Annotated in this window: 20 protein-coding genes; 7 read left to right on the forward strand and 13 right to left on the reverse strand. The window is 69.6% G+C overall.

Translation table 11 applies throughout. The annotated features are described in order from the left end of the window. Window positions 1-11: 11 nt before the first annotated feature. Together GV015_RS12835 and GV015_RS12840 are read right to left on the reverse strand one after the other, a co-directional pair. On the reverse strand, window positions 12-1,259 hold the full coding sequence (locus GV015_RS12835) for an HRDC domain-containing protein (RefSeq protein ID WP_159878737.1): 1,248 nt from the start codon (window positions 1,257-1,259) through the stop codon (window positions 12-14). After that, on the reverse strand, window positions 1,252-1,848 hold the full coding sequence (locus GV015_RS12840) for a DUF3000 domain-containing protein (RefSeq protein ID WP_079002473.1): 597 nt from the start codon (window positions 1,846-1,848) through the stop codon (window positions 1,252-1,254). Before GV015_RS12840 ends, GV015_RS12835 begins: the two co-directional genes overlap by 8 nt. A 25-nt stretch (window positions 1,849-1,873) precedes the next feature. Between GV015_RS12840 and GV015_RS12845 the strand changes: the two genes are divergently transcribed. Beyond that, on the forward strand, window positions 1,874-3,130 hold the full coding sequence (locus GV015_RS12845; RefSeq protein ID WP_159878739.1) for a S9 family peptidase: 1,257 nt from the start codon (window positions 1,874-1,876) through the stop codon (window positions 3,128-3,130). Window positions 3,131-3,146: 16 nt separating this feature from the next. On the opposite strand, the gene GV015_RS12850 is transcribed toward GV015_RS12845, so the two are convergent. Together GV015_RS12850 and GV015_RS12855 are read right to left on the reverse strand one after the other, a co-directional pair. Then, a complete protein-coding gene (locus GV015_RS12850) occupies window positions 3,147-3,581 on the reverse strand; it encodes a SufE family protein (protein ID WP_071260092.1) in 435 nt (144 codons plus the stop codon). An 83-nt stretch (window positions 3,582-3,664) separates the two neighbouring features. Further along, window positions 3,665-4,567, reverse strand: coding sequence for a sulfurtransferase (locus GV015_RS12855; RefSeq protein WP_159878741.1), 903 nt, complete (start codon window positions 4,565-4,567; stop codon window positions 3,665-3,667). Between the two features lie 137 nt (window positions 4,568-4,704). On the opposite strand from GV015_RS12855, the gene zapE reads away from it, so the two are divergent. The 3 genes from zapE to GV015_RS12870 all read left to right on the forward strand — a co-directional run bounded on the left by zapE (window position 4,705) and on the right by GV015_RS12870 (window position 7,838). Continuing rightward, entirely contained in the window at window positions 4,705-5,766 is a 1,062-nt protein-coding gene (gene zapE / locus GV015_RS12860; RefSeq protein WP_159878743.1) for a cell division protein ZapE, read from the forward strand. 198 nt (window positions 5,767-5,964) lie between these two features. Further along, window positions 5,965-7,194, forward strand: a complete 1,230-nt coding sequence (locus GV015_RS12865; RefSeq protein ID WP_064293796.1) for an ammonium transporter — start codon at window positions 5,965-5,967, stop codon at window positions 7,192-7,194. A 98-nt stretch (window positions 7,195-7,292) separates the two neighbouring features. Next, complete coding sequence (locus GV015_RS12870) at window positions 7,293-7,838, forward strand: type II toxin-antitoxin system PemK/MazF family toxin (protein ID WP_236555447.1); 546 nt, start codon at window positions 7,293-7,295, stop codon at window positions 7,836-7,838. Window positions 7,839-7,857: 19 nt separating this feature from the next. On the opposite strand, the gene GV015_RS12875 is transcribed toward GV015_RS12870, so the two are convergent. The 7 genes from GV015_RS12875 to GV015_RS12905 all read right to left on the reverse strand — a co-directional run bounded on the left by GV015_RS12875 (window position 7,858) and on the right by GV015_RS12905 (window position 16,692). Next, window positions 7,858-8,181 carry a hypothetical protein gene (locus GV015_RS12875; RefSeq protein ID WP_159878745.1) on the reverse strand — a complete coding sequence of 108 codons (324 nt, stop codon included), beginning with the start codon at window positions 8,179-8,181 and terminating at the stop codon, window positions 7,858-7,860. A 282-nt stretch (window positions 8,182-8,463) separates the two neighbouring features. After that, window positions 8,464-9,141 (reverse strand): hypothetical protein, encoded by a 678-nt coding sequence (locus GV015_RS12880; RefSeq protein WP_159878747.1) that lies wholly within the window; start codon window positions 9,139-9,141, stop codon window positions 8,464-8,466. A gap of 232 nt (window positions 9,142-9,373) precedes the next feature. Continuing rightward, entirely contained in the window at window positions 9,374-10,069 is a 696-nt protein-coding gene (locus GV015_RS12885) for an HAD family hydrolase (RefSeq protein ID WP_159878749.1), read from the reverse strand. Between the two features lie 41 nt (window positions 10,070-10,110). Further along, the gene (locus GV015_RS12890; RefSeq protein WP_159878751.1) at window positions 10,111-10,836 is read right to left on the reverse strand and encodes an HAD family hydrolase; all 726 of its coding nucleotides are present in this window, start codon (window positions 10,834-10,836) and stop codon (window positions 10,111-10,113) included. Between the two features lie 75 nt (window positions 10,837-10,911). Next, the gene (locus GV015_RS12895; protein ID WP_159878753.1) at window positions 10,912-14,292 is read right to left on the reverse strand and encodes an ATP-binding protein; all 3,381 of its coding nucleotides are present in this window, start codon (window positions 14,290-14,292) and stop codon (window positions 10,912-10,914) included. Continuing rightward, a complete protein-coding gene (locus tag GV015_RS12900) occupies window positions 14,289-15,143 on the reverse strand; it encodes a DUF4194 domain-containing protein (RefSeq protein WP_159878755.1) in 855 nt (284 codons plus the stop codon). The genes GV015_RS12895 and GV015_RS12900 overlap by 4 nt, the downstream gene beginning before the upstream one ends. A 1-nt stretch (window position 15,144) precedes the next feature. Continuing rightward, complete coding sequence (locus GV015_RS12905; RefSeq protein ID WP_159878757.1) at window positions 15,145-16,692, reverse strand: DUF3375 domain-containing protein; 1,548 nt, start codon at window positions 16,690-16,692, stop codon at window positions 15,145-15,147. A gap of 244 nt (window positions 16,693-16,936) precedes the next feature. Between GV015_RS12905 and GV015_RS12910 the strand changes: the two genes are divergently transcribed. Genes GV015_RS12910 through GV015_RS12920 form a run of 3 tightly spaced genes read left to right on the forward strand, consistent with a single transcriptional unit; the run spans window position 16,937 to window position 20,522 of the window. Next, the gene (locus GV015_RS12910) at window positions 16,937-17,620 is read left to right on the forward strand and encodes a triacylglycerol lipase (RefSeq protein ID WP_159878759.1); all 684 of its coding nucleotides are present in this window, start codon (window positions 16,937-16,939) and stop codon (window positions 17,618-17,620) included. Beyond that, the gene (locus GV015_RS19190) at window positions 17,617-19,305 is read left to right on the forward strand and encodes an ATP-grasp fold amidoligase family protein (RefSeq protein WP_236555449.1); all 1,689 of its coding nucleotides are present in this window, start codon (window positions 17,617-17,619) and stop codon (window positions 19,303-19,305) included. The genes GV015_RS12910 and GV015_RS19190 overlap by 4 nt, the downstream gene beginning before the upstream one ends. Continuing rightward, window positions 19,302-20,522, forward strand: a complete 1,221-nt coding sequence (locus tag GV015_RS12920) for a glycosyltransferase family 4 protein (RefSeq protein WP_159878761.1) — start codon at window positions 19,302-19,304, stop codon at window positions 20,520-20,522. Before GV015_RS19190 ends, GV015_RS12920 begins: the two co-directional genes overlap by 4 nt. Here the strand turns inward: GV015_RS12920 and GV015_RS12925 are convergent. Both GV015_RS12925 and GV015_RS12930 read right to left on the reverse strand, forming a co-directional pair. Then, on the reverse strand, window positions 20,453-21,334 hold the full coding sequence (locus GV015_RS12925) for a glycosyltransferase family 2 protein (RefSeq protein ID WP_236555450.1): 882 nt from the start codon (window positions 21,332-21,334) through the stop codon (window positions 20,453-20,455). The two genes, GV015_RS12920 and GV015_RS12925, sit on opposite strands and share 70 nt — an antisense overlap. Next, window positions 21,331-22,317 carry a glycosyltransferase gene (locus tag GV015_RS12930; protein ID WP_236555451.1) on the reverse strand — a complete coding sequence of 329 codons (987 nt, stop codon included), beginning with the start codon at window positions 22,315-22,317 and terminating at the stop codon, window positions 21,331-21,333. Before GV015_RS12930 ends, GV015_RS12925 begins: the two co-directional genes overlap by 4 nt. Window positions 22,318-22,354 lie beyond the last annotated feature (37 nt).

A 22,354-nucleotide genomic window follows, 5' to 3' on the forward strand; every position in this document is an offset into this window, starting at 1 on the left:
TGCAGCGCTTCCTACGAAGCGTCCGGGTCAGGCTCCACCGGGGATTGGGCCGACTCGACAAAGGCGTCGGTGATCGCCCGGGCGGTCGCGTCGATCTGCCAGGGGCGTGCCTCGTGCTCGGCGAGTGCCGCGGCGACCGTCTCGACGGTGAGCGGTTCGGGCGGCGTCCAGGCCAGTCGGCGCAGCGTCTCCGGCGTGAGCAGGTTCTCGACCGGCATCGTCAGGAACTCCGCCGTCGCGAGGATCTTCGTCCGTGCCGCGGTGTACCTGGCGTGCGCGTCCGGGTTCTTGTCGGACCAGCTGCGCGGGGGTGGCAGCGTGTCGCTCGCCGGTCGGGCACCGGGGAGGTCCTCGGTGGTCTGGCCGGTGTGGATCGCGTTCCACCAGAGGTCGAGTTCGGTGCGGCTCGCGCGCCCACGGAAGTCCGAGAGCGCTGCGAGGTCGCGCTTCGAGCCGGGGTTGGCCTTCGCGGCCGCGGTGATCGAGGCGTCGGGGATGAGCCGCCCGGGGGCGGTGTCGCGGCGCTGCGCGAGTTCGTCACGCGCGACCCAGAGTTCGCGAGCGACGGCGAGGTTGCGTTGTCCGCGCACGGCGTGGAGTCCGGAGAGGCGGCGCCAGGGCTCGGCGCGGGGTGCCTTCGCCTCCCGGGCGAGCGTCGCCTGGAACTCCTGGCGCGCGATGTCGCTCTTCCCGGCGTCCTCGATGCGGGCGGCCAGTTCCTCCGCGGCGTCGACGAGCAACTCGACGTCGAGCGCCGCGTATTCGAGCCAGGAGGCGGGGAGCGGGCGGGTCGACCAGTCGGCGGCGGAGTGCTCTTTCGCCAGATGGATGCCCAACAGTTCCTCGACCACTGCGCCGAGCCCGACACGCGGCAGCCCGAGCAGACGGGCCCCCAGCTCGGTGTCGAAGAGCTCGCTCGGGTCGATGCCCACTTCGCGCAGACAGGCGAGGTCCTGGCTGGCCGCGTGCAGGATCGATCGTTCACCCTGGATCAGGGCGCCGAGTTCGGCCATGGAGCCGATGGCGGGCGGGTCGTAGAGGAAGACCCCGGCACCGCGACGGTAGACCTGGATGAGGTAGGCGCGCTGGGAGTACCGGTAACCCGACGCGCGTTCGGCGTCGAGCGCGAACGGTCCGTGACCCGCGGCGAGCACCTCGAGTGAGGCGAGGTAGGCCTCGCGGGTGTCGGTGACGACCCGTGGTGCGGTGGGCGCGGGCGGGGGGAGGAGCGGTGCTGATTCGGGCGCCGCGTCACTCACGGTGAGCTCGTTTGACGGACAACAGGGAGACCCCTTCGGTGGTCGGAGGCAAGCCGGCGAGCATGCACAGCAGCTCTCCCCATCCTTCCACGTGCGCCGCGACGTCGCTCTCCAGCGGTGTCCACGACGCTCGAAGCTCGATCTGTGCGCCGTCGCCCTGCCGGGCGAGCTCCCCGAAACCACTCGAGATGATCTTCGTCGCGGTGCCGGACGCCGCCTGGTAGGAGGCGCCGCGGGTGTCGAGGGCGTCCACGAGCCAGGACCAGGCGACCTCGGCAAGGAACGGGTCGAGTCCGATCTCGGTCTCCAGGGGGGCCTGGGCGAAGCAGACGACGCGGAAGCGTCCACCCCAGGCGTCAGAGCCGTCCGGGTCGTAGAGGAGGACGAACCGCCCCGTACCGAGGTCGGAGTCGGCATCGTGGCGACTCGGTGAGACGTCGGCCGCGAGGGCGATGGCGAACGGCGCGAGATTGCTCGGCGCGGGGATCTCCGTGACTCTCAGATCGGGCCGGACGGCTGCAGCGCGAACAGCGTCCACCGCTCGGGCGAACTCTTCGGGAACCTTTGCCGTCGTCGGACTCTCTACCACGAGTGAAGACTAGAGTTACATCCCGATGAATGGGCAGAGGCACGCCGGGCGGAGACGCGGACCCGGGTCGCAGGCAGGCGGTCGAGGAGCGGCGAGCACCGGCATCCGACGGCGGGGTTCGGCGACGGATGCGATCGTCATCGCCGGTGGAGCCGCTGCCGCCGTGGGCGCCCTCGGGCTCGCCGTCGTCGCGACCATCGCCCGCAAGGTGGTGGTCCCGGCTCGGGACCGCCCGAGTGAGGCTCGCATCGTCGGGTTGGACCGTGCCGACGGGACGGTCGAACTCGTCGCGTCCCCGGACACGATCGTCCCCGGCCGCTACGGCAGCTGGGTGACGAGACGTGCCGCGTACGTGCAGCTGGGCGACATCCTCGAGGTACGGCAGCACACCGTGGTCCGGACCCTCCTCGGCGGCGACGTCGACGCACTCCGCGTCGGCCAGGAGGCCGAGTTCAGCGGCTGGTTCTTCCGCCGCCCGGAGGAGCTGGGCCTCGCCCACGAGGACGTGCTCGTACCGACCCCACTCGGGCCGGCGCCGGCGTGGGCGATCCACCCGGAAGACGGACCGTCCACCCGCTGGGCCGTCCTGGTGCACGGCCGGGGGACCACGCGATCCGAGGCGCTCCGAGCGGTGCCGAGCTTCCGCAACGCCGGATACTCGTGCCTGCTCGTCTCCTACCGCAACGACGGCGACGCTCCGCCCGCGCTGGACTTCCGCTACGCGCTCGGCGACGAGGAGTGGCGCGACGTGGACGCCGCGATCGGCTGGGTGCGTGAACAGGGCGCCGCCGACGTCGTACTCATGGGCTGGTCCATGGGCGGAGCGATCGTGCTCCAGGCCTCACGGCGGACGACGCACCCCGAACTCCTCCGCGCCGTCGCGCTCGATTCGCCGGTCATCGACTGGGTGGACGTCCTGCAGCACCAGGCCCGCGAGAACCGGATCCCGAGCGTGGTCGGTCGGGTCGCCCTGCTCGCCATCAGCCGCCGGTGGGGACGCCTTCTGACCGGGCAGGCGACGAGCATCGATCTCGGTCGGCTCGACTACGTCGCCAACGCCGCCGACCTCGCCTTGCCGATCCTGCTGATGCACAGTGACGACGACGGCTACGTCCCGGCAGGGCCGTCGCGGGCGCTCGCCCTCGCACGACCGGACATCGTGACGTTCGTGCCGTTCACCGTCGCCCGTCACACGAAGCTCTGGAACTACGACCCGGAGCGTTGGACCGCCGCGGTCTCGGACTGGCTCGACGAGCTCGTGCCGCTACCGCCCGGGCACTGACCGACGGGCCGACGACTCAGGCGAGTTCGCGGAGGCGGCGCTTCGTCCGGCCGAGCAGCGCCGACATCCCACGCAGTCGCAGTGGCGACACCGCTCGGGAGAGTCCGATCATCTGCGGGAAGTCGTCGGGGACGGCGAGCACCTCGTCGACGGTGAGTCCGGCGAGCCCCTGGACGAGGATGCTCGCGAACCCACGAGTGGTCGGCGCTTCCTCGGGGGCCGTCGCGAACAGGTGCACGATGCCGTCCTCGTCGACCTCGACGAAGAAGAACACGGGCGCCTGGCACTCGAGCACCCGCTCCATCAGATCGGGGTGGTCGCGGTAGCGCTCCGGGAGGTCCGGCAGCTCGTCGCTGAATTCGAGGAGCAGCTGCAGCCGTGAGCGTTCCTCGACGGCTAGGAACTCATCTCGGATCTCGGCGAGGTTCGGGGCGAGGAGGGAATCGGTCATGGTCACTCCAGTATCGCAGCCAGGAACAGCGGACCGCCCTCCCGCACAGTGCAGCCGTGCGGAAGGGCGGTGGGTGGACGAGTTCAGCGCGTCGGTGCGTCGCCCGGCTCGGCACCCTGGACGATCGGCACGCGCACGGCGCTACCCCATTCCGTCCAGGACCCGTCGTAGTTGCGGACGTTGTCGAACCCGAGCAGGTGCTGCAGGACGAACCACGTGTGGCTCGACCGCTCGCCGATGCGGCAGTAGGCGATCACCTCGTCGCCCTCGGCGAGGCCTGCGCCGTCGCGGTAGATCGCGTCCAGCTCCTCGGCCGGCCGGAAGGTGCCGTCGTCGGCGACCGCCTTGCCCCACGGGACGCTCTGCGCACTCGGGATGTGACCGGCGCGGAGCGCACCCTCTTCGGGGTAGGCGGGCGCCGTGGTGCGTTCACCGCTGTACTCCTCGGGGGAGCGGACGTCGATGAGCGGCTTGCCGAGGTGGGCGAGCACGTCGTCCTTGTAGGCGCGGAGGGCCGAGTCGTCGCGCTCCACCACGGGGTACTCGACGGCTTCGCGCTCTGTGGCATCGCGGGTGATCACCCGGCCGTCCGCGATCCACTTGTCGCGTCCACCGTCGAGCAGCCGGACGTCCTCGTGTCCGAAGAGGCTGAAGACCCACAGGGCGTAGGCGGCCCACCAGTTGTTCTTGTCGCCGTAGATGACGACGGTGTCCTCTCGCGAGATCCCCTTGGATCCGAGCAGTGCGGCGAAGGCGGCTCCGTCGATGTAGTCGCGCTCGACCGGGTCGTTGAGGTCGGTGTGCCAGTCGACTTTCACCGAGCCGGGGATGTGGCCGGTCTCGTAGAGGAGGACGTCCTCATCGGACTCGACGACGACGAGACCGGGTTCACCCAGGTGCGCTTCGAGCCACTCCGCCGTGACGAGGCGCTCGGGGTGGGCGTAGGCGGTGAACTTGGTCGAGGTCGAATCGGCGTCGACGGTCATGGGTACCTCCGGTCGTGCAGCTGGCTGCGGTGGGGCTCGGGTGTCGTGCATCTAGGCTGGAAGCCTGTCCCTTCGACAGTACGCCGTCCGCACCACCGAACCGCACCGATGCGTCAGACGCCGTAACCCCAGCACCCATGCAGAGCCAGAGGTTTGCCGTGACCACGCCTTCCGTCCCGACCGGATTCCGCAGCCTCACCGACCGTGTCCCCACGGTCAGTGGTGCCGAGATCGTCGCGAGCCTGACGCCACCCCGGCAGTTCGAGCAGGCGAGCTTCGACTCGTACCGTCCGGATCCCGACTTCCCGGGCCAGGCGGCCGCGGTCGAGAAGCTCCGCGGCTTCTTCGCGCCCCAGGCCGGTGGCGGTGGCGGCTTCTTCGGACGGCGGAAGTCCAAGGCGCCGACGGCCAAGCCGGGCATCTACCTGGACGGTGGATTCGGCGTCGGCAAGACCCACCTCCTGGCGGCGCTCTGGCACGATGCGCCCGGTCGGAAGAAGTACTTCGGCACCTTCATCGAGTACACGGCCCTCGTCGGTGCGCTCGGCTACGCGGCGGCGGTCGCGCAGCTGACGGGCGCGACGCTCATCTGCATCGACGAGTTCGAGCTCGACGACCCGGGGGACACGATGGTCATGACCCGACTGCTCGGGGAACTCGTCGCGACCGGGACGAGGATCGCCGCGACCTCCAACACGCCGCCGAACGCCCTGGGGGAGGGCCGTTTCGCCGCAGCCGACTTCCTCCGCGAGATCCAGGCCATGAGCGCCAACTTCGAGACCCTCCGCATCGACGGCACCGACTACCGCCGCCGCAGCATCGAGGGACACGCCGTGGTGAGCTCCGAGGAGCGTTTCGACGCCCGTACCGCGGAGGCGGCGGCCGCCGACCGAGATGTCACGGTCGACACCTTCGACGGTCTCATCACCCACCTCGCCGCCGTCCACCCTTCGCGGTTCATCGGACTCCTCGACGGCGTCGACCTGATCGCGCTCCGCGACGTCCACGAGTTGACCGACCAGGGCCAGGCGCTCCGGCTCGTCGCGTTCATCGACCGGGTGTACGACGCACAGATCCCCGTGGTCACGACCGGCGCGGCCCTCGACGAGGTGTTCGGCGGAGACATGCTCAACGGTGGATACCGCAAGAAGTACCTGCGCGCGATGTCGCGCATGATCGCCCTCACCTCGATGGACTGACCGGTCCCACCGGGTCACGAAACACGCTGTTTACCTGGGCGGCACTCGCGTAACACGTCGGAAACACGCTGACAGTCGTGCGGAAACCTCCGTTCCCCAGACTGGTCGCTGTACCGAGTCGGACGGCGAGACCGAGCTCAGCCAGTCCTCACCATCTCGGGCACCCGTTGCAAGACCACGATGTGTGAGGAAGATCCAATGGATACAGGCAGTATCGCTTGGGGAGTCACGGCAACCGCTCTGGTGCTGTTCATGACCCCCGGCGTCGCATTCTTCTACGGCGGCCTCGTGAAGGCGAAGAGCGTCGTCAGCATGATGATGATGAGCTTCGGCGCACTGGGCCTGATCAGCGTGCTGTGGATCCTCTACGGCTTCAACATGTCGGCCGTCGGCAGCCCGCTGGAGTTCGCGGGCAACCCGTTCTCCGACTTCGGGATGACCGCACTCGCGAGCGGCGAGACCGCGAACACCGACCTGGTGGGAGCGACCTACGGTGCCACCTTCGCGATCATCACGATCGCGCTGATCTCCGGCGCCATCGCCGACCGTGCGAAGTTCGGCTCCTGGATGATCTTCGCCGGCCTCTTCGCGACCATCGCGTACTTCCCGATCGCCGCGTGGGTCTGGGGCGGCGGCTGGATCATGAACCTCGGCACCACGCTGTTCGGTGAGGATGCCGGCATCGGCGTCATCGACTACGCGGGTGGAACCGCGGTGCACATCAACGCCGGAGCCGCAGCACTCGCCCTCGCGCTGGTGCTGGGTAAGCGCATCGGCTTCCAGAAGGGCATCACGAAGCCGCACAACGTGCCGCTCACCCTCCTCGGTGCCGCCATCCTGTGGTTCGGCTGGTTCGGCTTCAACGCCGGCGCCGAGTGGCTGAACGAGCTCGCGAACGTCGGACTCATCGTCGTCAACACCGTCGGGGCCACCGCGGCCGCCATCATCGGCTGGATCGTCGTCGAGAAGTTCAAGGACGGCAAGGCGACCTCGGTGGGCGCCGCCTCCGGTGCCGTCGCGGGTCTCGTCGCCATCACCCCGGCGTGTGCGAACCTGACTCCGGGTTGGGCGCTGCTCCTCGGCATCGTGGCGGGCGCCGTCTGCGCCATCGCCGTCGAGCTGAAGTTCAAGCTCGGCTTCGACGACTCCCTCGACGTCGTGGGCATCCACCTCGTCGGTGGCCTCATCGGCACCCTGTACCTCGGCTTCTTCGCGACCGAGACCGGCCTCTTCGTCGGCGGCGGCATCGAGCAGCTTGCGGTCCAGGCCATCGCCGCCTTCGCCGTCCTCGTCTACTCCTTCATCGTGGCCTTCGTCATCGGCTTCGCGATCGAGAAGACGATCGGCTTCCGCGTCAAGAACGAGGACGAGATCGCCGGCGTCGACACCTCCGTGCACGGCGAAGAGGGGTACGCCCTCGTCGACTGACCTCGACCGCCTCTGCTTCGCCGAACGGGCGTCGTCCACCAGGACGGCGCCCGTTCGGCGTCCCCTGTGGTGGGAGCCGCGGACGATAGGGTGACGGCGTGTCAACCTTCACCTCGATCATCCGCCGCGTCGCGAACGCACTCCTGGGGCCCTCCACCCGCGCCGCCTCCAGTGCGGTGCGCACTGCCGGCCTCGCGACGCCACCGACCACCACCGCCGTTTCACCCGGACGCTCAGGCCGGACGGCGACGGTCGAGGTCGATCCGCGGGCGGTCGGCGCCGTGTCCATCGACTACGCCCCGGCCGTCGACGGCGATCCCGATCCCGGCGAGATCGTCTGGACCTGGGTGCCATACGAGGAGCGCGACGGACGTGGCAAGGACCGTCCGGTGCTCATCGTGGCGCGCTCGACCGGAGGCTGGGTGCTGGCGGTGCAGCTGACGAGCAAGGATCATTCGCAGGACGGTGAGTTCGTGCCGCTCGGCACTGGAGGATGGGACAGTGCCGGCCGTCCGAGTTGGGCGAACCTCGACCGCGTCTTCCGCGTGCACCCCGACGGGATGCGGCGGGAGGCGGCTCAGGTCCCGCGTGATCGCTTCGACCGCGTCGCCGCTGGGCTCCGTTCGCGGTACGGGTGGCGCTGACCGACCTGCGACCGGTCGCTCAGGCGTACCGGTCGCTCCGTCGCGGCGCTGCGTCCCACGGCGCCTGCCCGCGCTCCCAGGCGTCCGCGGACCGGGGAGTGGCCGGTGCGGCGGACCGTCGTCCACCCGGCACGGCACGCTCCGCCTCGGCGAGCGTCGCGAACCGACCGATCAACCGACGGTCCTCCGACCGCGGTGCCCAGGTGACGCAGCGGAAGTAGGCCGGTGCGCCGCTTGGCGCGAAGTACTTCACCAGACCGGCCGGCCGGTCGGGCACCTCCCGCATCACGATCCACTCGGCCTCACCGATGCGGATCGGCGGGGCAGCGGGCCGGTCGGACATGATTCGAACATATGTTCGATTTCGGGGGATGTCAAGGTGAGACTGGCTGTCGTGACGCAAGACATCGGTGACCGCTCTGCGTCAAGACAGAGGTCGCACTTCTCGAGAGTCGGCTCAGTCACAGGCTTCCGGTCCGACGAGACGCTGACGGTATCGAAGTAGGCGAGCTCCACCCAGGCGGCACCGAAGCATACGGTGGCCGATGAGTCCCCGCGTGACGCCGATCGTGGACATCCGGCTCTGAACGGTATCCGAGCGAGGTGTTCTCGAGTCACGGTGGCGTCAGTTGGCCGACCACGGAATGTAGCCTTCGAGGTCGTCGATGACGATGGACGGCGACGGTGGTTGAGCGCGATCGTTCAGAACGATCTTCCAGTCGCCCTCGATCCACTGCAGCGAGGTCGGCGCGCTGACCAAGGCATCTCCCTGCGCGGCATCCCGCCACACGATATCGACGAGGGCGAAGTCTGCGTCGTATTCATCGATGGCGAATGCGACAACCTGTGGTGCACCAAGCGCCGGATTTGCGAGATCGCCCGGTGACGTCAGCGCGGCGTCTCTGCCGACACCTGGAGCAATCACCAAGGGGATGAGCCGCGACAGGAGTTCACGGTCCGATGTTGATACCAAGGCGGTGTAGCCGACCGCAGCTCCGAGCGCTCCGTACGCAGTACGCACGAAGCAGTAGCGTTCGCCGTTCTCCTTCACGACGAATGGACCGCTGTCGCTGTTTTCCGCAGTAGCCGCGATCGCACCGACCAACTCCCACCGATTCGTCGGAGCAGTCGTCAGCGTGTTCTCTGCCTCAGCCGCGGATGCGCCACAGACGCTCGCCGCAGCGCTGCTCGGCCTATCCTCCACGGTAGTTGGCTGACCAGGTGCCGGCGACGCAGTGCCCGAGCAGCCGGTGAATGTGAGCGCCGTAATTCCGAAGATGAATAGTGTCGTGCGAATACGCATGGCCCCCCCTGTGCTTCAACCCGACCCCCGGTCTGAAGTTCCCTCACCATAGCAATGCCTCGTGAGCCCGATCGGGCTGCGGCCTTCACACTGGGGCCACCAGTCTCGGCACTTCGGAGCATCGGTATGGCTCTCACGGTGGCCGACACAGAGACGAGATCCGAGCTCGTGCAGGATCCCTGTGCGGCGTCTTCGCCGAGCAGCGACCACCCTGCTGGAGCGGCTTACTGCGCTACCGGAGCGCCCGAGCGAGGGCGGCGAGTTCGTGATCGATGAGGTCTTGGATGCCGGCTGCGTGTCTCTCATACCGGTCAACGAGCAACCCGCGCATCCCTGCGGCGCGGGCGCCCTCGACATCCTGCGCGGGATTGTCGCCCACGAACAGGCACGCTGATGTTTCAACGCCCAGCTCTGCGGCGAGGATGTGGAAGGCCCTCGGATTAGGTTTCTGCACGCCGATGCGCTCGGATGTGCAGATCACGTCGAAGGCTTCGGCGATACCGGTCTGTTGTAACTTGTCGAGTTGCTGAGCCTGTGTCCCATTCGTCAGGAGGCCCACTCGGTAGCCACGGGATCGCAATCCGTGAAGCGTCTCCAGACTGTCAGGGAAGATCCGCCATGCCTCACGATAGGCATGAAGATACTCGTCGAACAGCGCGTCCAGCTCGGTTTCTTCGATCGGCGGAGTGACGTCGAACAACGGCAGCACGGTGCGCAGACGCTCTCGACGCTGCTCGGCGAAGCTGACCAGGCCGGATCGCCAGCGTTCGAAGTGTTCGTCCTCGGCTGCGAACCATGATTCGAGCGCCACCGACGTCGGAGCGATGCCCAGCGACCGGAGGAAGCTCCGCGCTGCGACTCGCGCGGAACCGCGATGATCGAACAACGTCCCGTCCAGATCGAACCCGACTGCCGGCACCACGCTCACCCGCCCAGGCTAACGAAGAGAGGGGACCGGCCGATGATCGTTCATGACGGGCTCGCCAGGGCGAACGCTCGCCACGTCCCGTCCGGGGGCACGATCAGGCACGGCATCCCCAAGGCGGCACCGCCGACATCGTCGTGCGCTGAGTCGCCGATCATGAGGCAGTCCGTCGGATCGACGCCGAGGGCGTCTGCGGCCAGTCGGAAGATCCGCGGATCGGGTTTCACACAACCAACCTCGTAGGACAGGATCACCGCGTCGAATGCAGTGGCGATACCCCAGCGTTCGAGCGCCGGGCGGATGTCCAGTGCGATGTTCGAGACGATCCCGAGACGTGTCCCCACTGCTGATGCTCGGGCGATGAAGTCGGATGCGCCTGCGTTCAACATCCATTGGTTCGGCATCACCGCGTACAGCGCTTCGGCGACGTCGATCGGTATCGCGTCGTCATGGTTCAGGGTCGAGACGAAGGCGTGCCGATGCGCGGTGGGGTCGAGGTCCCAGTCGAGAGCCGGGAACAGCCGTCTGGCTTCAACCCACACGTTTCGGATCCGCTCACGTGGGATCGCCCCCGGTGCAGGCCCACCCGCGAGCAGGTCGCTCGCTTCGTCGATCCAGTCGTCCACCGACCGGACCACCGCCAAGGTGTTGTGGAAGTCGAGGAGCACCGCGGTCGGGCGCACACCCGACGGGCGCGACGGTCGTGCCTCAGCCTGCCCCGTCGCGCGCACAGGCTGACCGGAGGCTCCATCACCGCTGTACTCGCTCATCCCAGCAACCTAGCTCAGCGCCGCGACCGGAGGGATCGATCACCGCGCATGGTGGCGGGTCGGCGGGTCTCCTGTCTATCCGACGCGTTCGAGCGGCTCGACCGGAGCCGACCGGTCGATCTCGGCGACCCAGGCGTGTCGGGTCTCCGGATCCTTCCGGATCGACAGGAGCCGGTCCATATAGGGCTCGAGTGCCGTCACCTTGTCGAGCGGGGCCCCGATCACGAGCTGGAAGCCGAGCCGCAGCCAGGCGACCACCGCGCGGCCGGCGAACTCCGAGTCCGCCTTGATGAAGCCCTCGTCGAGCAGCACCGGCGCGAACCTCGGACGCGGGCGGTCCTCGTCACCGAGCTGGTAGCGCAGGGCAGCGCCGACGATGAACGCGACGAGCTCCTGGGTCTCGCCACCGCTCTTGTCGCCGAGCGAGGAGTAGACGCTGACGTCCTGCCCCGACGTGTCGTAGCGCACGGCGGTGATCTCGACGTGACGGCGCACGTCGAGCACCTGGTCGCGGGTCGACTGGGACCCGGCACCCGTGTCGCGCATCGACTCCATGAACCGGCGGAGCCGCTGGAACCGGGCCTCCAACTCGTCGTCGCCGAGGTTCGCGGCGACCTCGCTCGACAGGGCGCGCAGCTCGCGCCGGAAGGCGGAGGCCTCCTCGCGATGCACCCGGCGGAGGACGATCTTCAGACGATCGTGCGCCGGTCCGAACGGCAGGTCGCGCAGGATGTCGTTGACCGGGACCAGGCGGTCCTCGATCTCCTCGACGGCGCTGTCGAACGCGCTGCTGAGGGGGACCAGGTCCTCACCGCTCCACTGGGACAACCGACGGCGCCACTCCTGGCGGCGCTCGGGGAGACCGGTGCCGAGGATGCCGTCGAGGATCGCCCGGTAGTCGCGGTAGGACTCGAGCGTCGTGCCGAGGTTGGGGTCGTGCCAGATCGACTGGTACTGCTCGAACACGTGCACCTGTGCGAGCGCGGCCTGCTCCGCCTGGCGGACGGCCGAGGACAATTCGTCGCCGAGCCGGGCGCGGAGCCGCTTCATCGCATCGCCGAACCCGCCGAGTGACGGCACACCGCCCACCGCCGCGAGGGCGGCTTCGATCCGATCGATGTCGGCGGGGGAGACCTCCTCCACCTCGGAGCGCTCGAAACGGTCGATGACGGTCGTCGCCGCGTCCTGCTGATCGACGAGGACCCCGTGCTCCTCGTCGAGGCGTCTGACACGGTCCTCGGCCGGGAACCGCTCGGCGTTGGCGGCGTCGAGTTCACGTTGGGCGGCCGCCACCGAGCCCTGGAGCTCCTGCAGGACGTCACTGGCGTCGAGCAGACGCTCCAGCTCGGCCGCGGCTGCGTCGCGATGCGCAGCAGCACCGGCGACGTCGATCCTGGCCCACTCGGTGTCGAGACGATACCGGTGGGCGGCCCGCTCGGCCTCACGACGCGACAACCGCTGCTGGATGCCGGCCTGTCGACCGGCGATGACTTCGAGGCGCCCACGGATCTCGGCCGTCTCCGCCTCGATCGAGGCGATCCGCGCCTCATTGGTGAAGCCGAGGATCGGTGCACCGCCCGTGTCGCCGTGGGAGCCGCGGCGGCCGTCACGCAGCTGGCCGTTCACGGTCACGCGGCGACCGCCACCCGAGAGCTCCGACGGAGACTCGACGCACCGCGCGTCGATCCGGTCCGAGGTCACGCGCTGCTCGATCCACCTGCTGAACGGCGAGGTGCGGTACGTGACACGGCCGGAGATGAACGCGGGGTCACCCGCGTCTGGGGAGGACGGCTCGTGCAGCGGGACACCCTCGAACTGCAGGCGGACCGGGATCCGGACCGCGTCGATCGCGCGGCCGAACGCATCGAGGTGTTCCTCGTCGACGAGGACCGTCCTCGCGAGACCGTGCAGGGTGACCTCGATCGCGGGACGCCAGGCGGCATGGGCGGGAGCGACGTCGATGAGCTCGGCCACGAACGGCAGCTGTTCCGGGTCGAGTCCAGCGGCCTCGGCGAGGGCGAGCCTCGCCCGGTGGAGTCGATCGGGGACCGCGCCGTCACGGCCGCGAAGCGATTGCAGCTCACGGCGGAGTTCGGTGTTGCGCTCCTCGAGTGGGAACGCTTCGCGGTGCAGCTGAGCGCGATCGGTCTCGATGGCGTCGAGCGCGGCGTCGTCGTCGGCGAGGAAGTCCTCGCTGCGGCCGAGCGCACGCCGGAACGAGGCTTCATCCTCGATCGGATCGTCGAGGACCTCGGTGCGCTCGTCGAACAGCGACCTGGCTCGCGCCACCTCGGCGCGCTGCGCCTCCGCGGCCTCACGGCGTTCCTCGGCACGCCGCAGCGCGCTCCCGCCCTGCTCCGACACCTGACGCTCGAGTTCACGGACACGGACACCCGCCGCAGCGGCTCGTGCCCGCGCAGCCTCCAACGTGGCTCCGGCCTCGAGCTTCTCCCGCCGGTTCCTGGAGACCGCTGCATCGAGCAGTGCCTCGTGTGCGCGACTGCGCCAGACGGTGAACGGTGTCGTGCCGTCCTCGGTGAAGCCGAGGCGCTCGAGGTCGGCAGCCGCCCGGTGCCCGTCCTCGTAGTCACGACGCAGTTCACCGAGCCGCTCGAGCACCCGAGCCTTGCGGCTCTCGGTCTCCATCGCGAGGTACGCCTCGTCGAGCGCCTCGAAGTGCGACAGCGCCCGGTCGGCCGCGTCGTACGTGCTCGGACGCTCCAGCACCATCGACTTGTACAGGCCGTCGACCGTCGGCAGGTGCTGTCCCGCCTGGATCCGGGCCAGCAGACGCATCGCCCGACCACCGTCGCCTCCGGCACCGATGCCGAGACGGGTGTGCAGGGTGTAGGACAGCTCCGCGTAGGTGTCGCGGACGACGAATCCGGGGATGCGACCCTGGAGCTCACCGGCGTCGAACCGCTTCGGCACGAACGCCTCGAGGTCCGTGAGCTCGAACGGCCCATCGACGGTCGCCATCGTCATCGACAGGTCACCGGTGCGCAGCGCACGTCGGGGGACGAGGTAGGCGCGCACGACGGTGAAGCGACGGTCGTCGTCGTTGAGGAACGTCACCGCCACGGCACCCCAGGTGAGCTGATCCGTGCCGCGCAGGTTGATGTCGCGCATCGCCCCGGTCTGCGGGTCCCGTGCCGAGTCGACCTTGCCGCGGAGATACGTGAGCAGGTTGCGCTGGTCTGGATTCCGCGCCCGTCCGACCGCCGCGTCGTTGGAGGCTCCGTTGAACGGCACGTCCGACGGCATCATGACCGCGAGGTACGCGTCCATGAGCGAGCTCTTCCCGGTTCCGGAGGCGCCGGAGATGAGCGTCGCGCGGGAGGCGAAGTCGACCGATCGGTACCCGTCGAACCCACCCCAGTTGATGACCTGCATCCGTTCGATGCGCCACTGCTCGACGAGGTCCAGCAGGGTGTCGGTGTCCGTGGAGCGGCTCATCGGTCGTCCTCTGCTGGTGGCTGGGTCTGATCGTCGGGGGCGTCCTGCGACTCGGCTGCGGTGCCGTCGGGCTCGTCGTCCGAGTCCGAGTCCGAGTCCGCGTCGGCATCGGGTCGCGGCTGCTCGGAGGCCGGATCGACCGCTGTGGTCTGCGTTTCGAGCCACTCCAGCAGCTCCTGGAGGCGTTCGAGGGGGAGGAGCGTCTCCACCACCGACGCGATCCGGTGGCGGCGGGCGTCCTTGGTCCGCAGCAGGACCCGCGCGGTCAGCAGCTTGTCGATCGCGCGTTCGACGCGTCCGTCGTCACGGGCGCGGTCGGTGGCGTGCTCGGGGCGGAAGCTCGCGACGAAGCCGAGCAGCTCGTCGTGTTCGACGATCGCGGCTCGTGCGCCGTTGGCCAGTTCGGTCCGGAGGCGCGTCCGCAGGTAGACGAGCAGGATCGTCTCCTCGCGGCTGTAGCTGGTGTCGTGCAGCAGGGTCGGGAAGGGACGCCGCCCGCTCTCCGAGCCCGCCTGACGCTTGAAGGCGACCTCAGCCGAGCGGTCCACCTCGAGCTCCAGGAACAGCTCGTTGAGACGGGACCGGAGCAGCGACTCGGACTCGAGGACCGTCCGCCACTCGGCAGGCTGGAGCGCGGGGCTGACGTAGCGATGCTTCAGCAGAGCGACCAGCGCACGACGTTGAGCGGCATCGAGACGTCCCTCGTCCCCTTCGAAGAGGGCGAAGGAGTCGTCATCCGGGCCGGCGACCGGCGCCTCGGCGGGTGCGAAGGCGTCGAGTCCGTCCGTCGTCAGGTCGTCCGACATCGGGTCGGTCGTCGCCGTCACGGTGGGATCCGTCTCGGAGGTCATGTCATTCCGTTCCGCGCCGGGCCTGGTCGGCCGGAGCAGTGGTCGTGGTCGTCGTGGCCCGCATCAGCGCCGCGACACCGGCCTCACCGAGCGGGAAGGCCGGGAGTTCGAACGCGGTGGTCGTCCCGTCCGGACGGACCGTCTCGTAGCGACGGCGTGGTGCCTGCTCGTCATACGTGCCCAGCTGGGTCATGAGGTGGACGAGGCCGAACAGCTCCACCGGACGTCGGAGTTCCGGATCGAGCCCGGAGAACGCCGCATGGGCATCCTCGGCACCGGAGGTCACCGCATCGAGGAGTCCGACCCGGAGCTCGTCGAGCAGCGGACCGCCCTGCGACCGGAGGGTGTCGAGCGACATCGCCGCGCCGTCGGTCCGTTCGACGGACGTCGCGATCGGCGGCGGAGCGACCTCGACGTCCGGATCGTAGAACCGCTCGCGCAGGTGCTCGATGTCGATGGTCTCGGGGAGGAGCGGCAGGTCGACGGTCGCGCGTGGTCCGGCGGTCCGCATCCAGATGCCGAGGCGCTGGTTCAGTGCACGCAGGGTCGTGTCGAGTTCGCGGTCCTGCACGACGTCGTGATGCACGATGTGGTCGCGGAGCGTCGCGGTGAGCCGCCGACGCTGCGCGAGGACGTCGTCGATCCCCTGTCGGATGATCCCGACGGCACCCCGGAAGCCACGGAGCTCCGCGGGCCCGAGCCTGGACGAGAAGGGGTGGTCGAGGATCGTGGAGAGGTCGCGCTTGAGGTCCTGCAGCAGATCGTCGTTGCGGAGGAGCTCGAAAGCGCCCTCGAAGGCCCGACCCTCGGCCGTCGCCGTCATCAGCTCGTCGGTGCGCCGGAGGTAGTCGTCGAGGATCTCGCCGATCGGACGGGTGTCGTTCCGGAAGTCCTCGACGATCCGCCGGTGCATCGCGATGACCGACTCCTCGACCCGGCGGAAGTCACTCGGGAGCTGACGGATGAGGTCGGCGATGTTCGCGTAGCCGTCCTGCATCCGGTCGTCGCTCGCCGCGACGACGGTGCCGCCGGCCGCCACCCGTTCGCGTTCCGCCTGGAGCTCGGCGAGCTGCGCGTCGATGCGACGCAGATGCTCGTCACGGTCCGGGTCGGCCTGCAGCGCCCATCGGCGCACGGAGTCGAGGATCATGGTCAGGCGCGACTCACTGATGAGGGCGCGGTCGTGTGCGAGGCCGTCGACGAGCGAGACCGCTTCGAGCGCGTGCGAGGTGAGCGAGTACTGCTCCTCGCCGTCGTCGGTGCTCGTCCGGACGAGCCACTGGTCGTGCACCCACTCCCGGCAAAGGGTCCGTCCGCCACCGCGTTCGTCGCCGCCCGCCGGGATCCGCGCACCGCGAGCCACGAGTTCGCCGAGGTACTCCTCGACCTGCAGATGGAAGCGGTCCGCTGCGACGAACTGGACGTCGCGGCCGAACGTGGTGCGGAAGATCGCCACGACAGCGGGTGCCGTCGGCCGGCTCAGCAGCCGGATCGCAGGACGCTCCAGCGCGTCCCGGACGCGGCCGAACTCTCCGTCGATCTCTCCCACTGCACTCCTCGATCGTCCGGGCACACGAACACCCCGAGGCCACCGCAGCTGCCAGATTATCAGCGCACCGGACCCGTGGTGAGCCACGCCGGGCATCGACGGTCCCGATCCGCCCGGCCCGGTCCGGCCGCTGTCAAGGTCCAGGGTCACGCCGGGTGGTCCGGTTACGGTGAGGACATGGGAACAGAGCGATGCCCCGAGGTCCTGCGGGGAGACGGTTGAGCCGCGCGAACGGTGATCGCCGGTGATCCGTTCGGCGCTGGGGACGCTCGGCTGGTGGGCGCGCGACTACGCCTACGCACTCGTCTGGCAGGTCCGGGCCTTCGTCAGCCGGACCGACCCGCACGACTTCCTGTCCGGCGACCGGTCACCGATCGTCGTCCTTCCGGGCGTCTACGAGACCTGGCGGTTCCTCGAGCCGCTCATCCGCCGACTCCACGACGACGGGCACCCGGTGCACGTGATCGACCCGCTCGGACGCAACGACCGCTCGGTTCCGGTGGCGGCACGACTCGTCGCCGACTACCTCGAGGCGAACGGGCTCGGCGACGTCGTCCTCCTCGCGCACAGCAAGGGCGGGCTCGTCGGCAAGTACGTCATGTCGCTCGGCGGCGGCGGAGCCCGGATCTCGGGGATGCTCGCCGTCGCGGCGCCGTTCGCCGGATCGCGGTACGCGAGGCTCATGCTCCTCCCGAGCCTGCGCATCTTCACCCCCGACGACCCGACGATCCTCGCGCTCTCCCGAGAGGCGACCGTCAATCCGCGGATCGTCTCCGTCTACGGGCGCTTCGATCCGCACATCCCGGGCGGCAGCCGACTCGACGGCGCCAAGAACGTGGAACTCGACACCGGCGGACACTTCCGGATCCTCGCCCACCCGCGGGTGTTCGCTGAGGCACAGCTGCTGGCGGATGGGCGAGACGCATGACGGTCGAGACGCTCGAGACCGCGGCCCACCCGCTCGTGACCGTGGACGTGGTCGTTCCGGTGAAGGACGACGCCGCACTCCTCCGACGCTGTCTCCGCTCGCTACGCGCGCAGCACACCAGACCCGCATCGATCATCGTGGTCGACAACGGCAGCCGCGATCGCGCCGAGGTGGCGGCCATCGCCGAGCGGTACGACGCGGTCCTCATCGATGAGCCGATGCCCGGCATCCCCGCGGCGAACGCAGCAGGCTTCGACCACGCGACCGCGACGGTCGTGGCGAGACTCGACGCGGACTGCGTGCCGCCGCCGGACTGGGTGACGAGGATCACCGAGGCGTTCACGACGGACCCCGAGCTGGCGGCACTCACCGGCCCCGCCGTCTTCATCGACGGTCCCCGCCTGCTCCGTGCGCCGCTCGCCGCGCTCTACCTCGGGGCGTACCGGTTCTTCGTCGGAGCAGCCCTCGCCCAGGTCCCGATCTTCGGGTCCAACTGCGCGATCCTGCGCGCGACGTGGGAGGAGATCGCGGAGGCGGTGCACCGGGAGGATGCTGAGCTGCACGACGATCTGGACGTCTCGGCCCATCTGGGTCTCCACCGACGCGTGCGCTTCGACCGCTCGCTCGGAATGGGGATCTCGATGCGCCCGTTCACCGACACCGGTTCGCTCGCGCTCCGGATGCGTCGGGGCTGGAGCACCCTGCGTGTGCACTGGCCGGAGGACCTGCCCGCCGTCAGATGGTTCCATCGCAGCCGCCGCCTGCGCGCCATCCTCCCCGATGCGCCGAGCGCGCCGCGCACGGTGCCCTGGCGAGAGCGGAGCCGGCTGGTGCGTGCCGTCCGGCTCTGGCGGACGCGCCGGCCGGTGACCTTCCGGGAGAAGGTCCGATACAAGATGCTCCGTGACCGTCGTCCGCTCATCGTCACCTTCGCGGACAAGGCCGCCGTGCGGGATCTCGTGGCTTCGCGGATCGGTCCGCACCTGCTCCCGCGCGTGTACGGGATCCTCGACGACCCGCATGAGCTGCGGGACCTGGAGCTCCCGGAGTCCTACGTCGTCAAGCCAACGCACGGCAGCGGGGCGGCCATCGTCGTCTCGTCGTCCGCCCGCCCCGATGCCCGTCTGCCGACCGAGGCGGGGAGCTGGGAGTACCGGCACGTCCGACCGGAGACGGTTGATCGCGATCGACTCGTCGAACTCGCGAACGGCTGGGTGTCCCAGTTGTACGGTCAGGGACCGAACCGCGAGTGGGTGTACGGACGGGTGCCGCGCAGGATCATCGTCGAGGAGCTGCTGGAGGGACCGGATGGCGGGATCCCCGACGACCTCAAGTTCTTCGTCTTCCACGGGCGCTGCCGGTACATCCAGCTCGACTCCGGCAGGTTCGGACGCCGGACCCAGGACTTCTTCCTGCCGGATTGGCGGCACCTGCCACTCAGTGGTGGACCCGCGTGGGCCGACCCGGAACCGTCGGCGCCCGAACGGCTCGACGAGATGATCGACCTGGCCGAGCGGCTGGCCGCCGACACCGACTTCGTCCGCGTGGACCTCTACGACCTCGGCGACCGCATCGTGTTCGGTGAGCTGACGAGCTACCCCGCCGGTGGCGAGAGTCCGTTCGACCCGGAGCGGTACAACGCGGAGTTCGGTTCCTGGTGGACGGTGCCGAGGCGATACCGGTGAGTGACGTCCCGCGTGGTCCACGACGGCAGCGCTGGCTCGTGGCCGCGACCGAGTATGCGGGGCTCACGAGCTACACGGGCGGGATCGGACGGCACTACGCCGCGCTCCTTCCCGCCCTCGTCCGCTCGGGAGTCGAGATCGACCTCGTCGTGTGCTCGGACGACGAGCTGCCCGTCGGCGCGGACATCGACGGCGTCCGTCTCATCGACGCCGTACGGCACGGCAGTCGATCACCACGCGTCCTCAGGATGCTCCTCGGCGCCCGAACCGTCCGCCGGGTGTTCCGACGCGGTTCGTACGATCGGATCTTCCTGCCTGAGTGGAGCGCCCTCGGATCGGCGCTGCCGCGCTCGGCGCCCCTCGTGACGAACCTCGCCACGAGCATTCGTCTCTCCAACCTCGTCTCGGGACTCCGCCTCGGTGACCTGCCGATCGCAGGGCGCATCGCGGTGATCGTCCAGGACACGCTCGAGACCCGACAGATCCGACGGTCTGCTGCGCTCGTCGCGATCTCGACCGCGATGCTCGCGCGCACGAAGGACCTGCTCGGCGCCCTGCCGCCGGCCGCCGTCGTGCGCAACTGCATCGACGTCGACGCCGTCCGCGTTGCCGCGTCGACCGCCGGGCTGCCGGCTCAGTGGCCGACCGGGGCGGAACCGGTCGTGCTCTTCCTCGGCCGGCTCGAGCGGCGGAAGGGTGTCGTGGAGGCGTTTCAGGCGTTCGCGTTGCTCGTCCGGCAGAAGCCCGATGCCCGACTCGTCCTCGCCGGTTCCAGCGGTGACCGGCGGTTCGAACCGGACCTGACGGCGCTGCTGTCCGTCCTGCCCGAGTCGGTACGGGACCGGGTCGTGTGGTTCGGGCATGTGGCGGGAGCGGAGCTCTATCGGGCCGTCGGAGCTGCGACGGTGGTCATGTGCCCCTCGCGCTGGGAGGGGTTCGGCAACGTCGCACTCGAGGCGAAGGCGATCGGGACCCCGCTGGTCGTGACCACCGGGAGCGGGTACGACGACTTCTGTACGGACGGCGTCGACTGTCTCATGGTGCCGCCGGGAGACCACGGAGCCCTTGCGCGAGCGCTTCGAAGGGTGCTGGACGCGCCGTCGGACGCCCTGACGCGGGCCGCGACCGCACGTGCGTCCGTCGATCGTTACGCGCCGGAGCCTGTCGCCGCGGCGCTGGTGGCCGCAGTCGACGGACTGCTCGGGCCGGTCGGCTGAACCCGGACCCAGTCGTCGCCGATCCGTCGGACTGCACCAGCCTGAGCGAACGCCTCCAGCCAACCGGTCATCGGCCAGGTTCCCCACCGGTCGGCGAACCGCGCGCCGTTCCGGAGGATGTCGTCGAAGTGCTGCCAGGGCGGGCGCTGCGTCTCGTGGTGCTGGTGGTACGCGTGCGCGCCTCCGACCCACACGAGGGGTGTCCGCGACGCGCTCAGGGTGAACGCGAAGTCGGTGTCCTCTCCGCCGTACCCTTCGTACCCCTCGTCGAAGCCTCCGCTCCGGGACCAGGTCGACGCACTCGTCGCGAAGGACAACGACCAGAACAGCGGGTACTCGTCCTCGGAGGCGACGCGCTCCGCGCCGTCGTCCGGGTTCGGTCTCGCCGCATGCGGTGCCGTCGCCGCCGCCAATGCGCGGCGGTCGGTGACGTCCACGCCTGGCTGCAGGTAGGTCACCGGGCCGCAGAGGACGGCGCCCGGGTGGCGATCGGACGCCTCACGGTATCGGTCGAGCAGGGCCGGCCCGGGGACGCAGTCCGCGTCGAGGAACACGATGAGGTCGGCACCGCGGTCGATGGCGAGCGCTGCACCGGCGTTCCGGCCTGCCGCGAGACGGAGTCCGTCGGACCCCGGTGGAAGGTGGACCGTCAGCTCCGCGTCGAGGGTCGGTGGTGCGTCGTCGCCGATCCACACGACGAGTCGCTCCACCACGTCGCCCGAGGTCGGTATGGACGTCCCGACGGCCTCGAGCTGCCGTTCGAGGTGTCCGAGTCGGGGGCGAGAGCACAGGGTCACGACAGACGTCCTCATCGTCCACCCCCTGCGGGATCGCCGACCGCGACCGCTTCGATGGCCTCCGCTGCTCGTCGGGCGGCACCCGCAACCTGCCAACGAGACCAGTCGGGCTGGAGCTTCGAGGCGCGGTCGAGGGTGCCCTTCCAGTCTGGGGCGTCGGGCCAGGTCGACCGCACGACCGCCAGCTCGGCGGCTTCGAGTGCGCGGGCGGTGGACACCTGCTCGTCGAACGGGCGCTCCTGTGGGACCACGACCGCCGTGACGCCGGCCGCGGCGAGATCGGCGATCGCGTTCTGACCGGCCCACGACACCACCACCTCCGCCCGGCAGAGCGCGTCCCACGGGTCGTCGGTCCAGACGGACCCGGCACCGGTGCCGAGCGAGGTCCAGACGCGACCGCTGGCGTGGGAAGCCTCCTCCACGGCTTCCTGCGACACCGAGGAGCCGCCGGCCCCGGCGAGGAGGAGCACCCCGCTGCGCCCGGCTTCCGCGGCAGTCCGCTCGCGACCCTCGAAGCGACTGATGCCGCCGGTGTACACCACCTTGTCCCGTACGGGATGGAGGTGCTCCAGCTGCAGCACACCGTGAGGCCATGGGGCGATGATCGTCGACGCCGCACGGAAGGCGAGCGCGTGCGGTTCGTCGTCGCGGTGGCCCGGCTGTGCCATGACGACGGCGGGGACGCCGAGCAGGCGTGCGAGGAGCACCACCTCGACGGAGACGTCCACCACCATCGCGTCCATCTGCTGCTGCGCGAGGGCGGCGGCGATGGTCGCAAGACGAGCACGGTGACCGGCGTGACCGAGCGGCGCCCAGTGCAGCAGCCCCTCCGCGGTCGGATCGCAGTCGTCCGGGGGAGACGCACCGTCCGGCACGTCGTCGTCCCGGTCGAGCACCACCCAGGAACAGTTCGAGGGGAGTCCCATCGGCGCCGGGAACGAGCTGAAGCAGACGATGTCGGCGTCGAGGTGGGGTGCGACGGCGAGCAGACGTGTCACGTGCCCCCGTCCGTGGTGATGCACGTACCAACCGATG

The organism is Plantibacter sp. T3 (assembly GCF_902506515.1).
In the GTDB taxonomy this organism is placed as follows: Bacteria; Actinomycetota; Actinomycetes; order Actinomycetales; family Microbacteriaceae; genus Plantibacter; species Plantibacter auratus.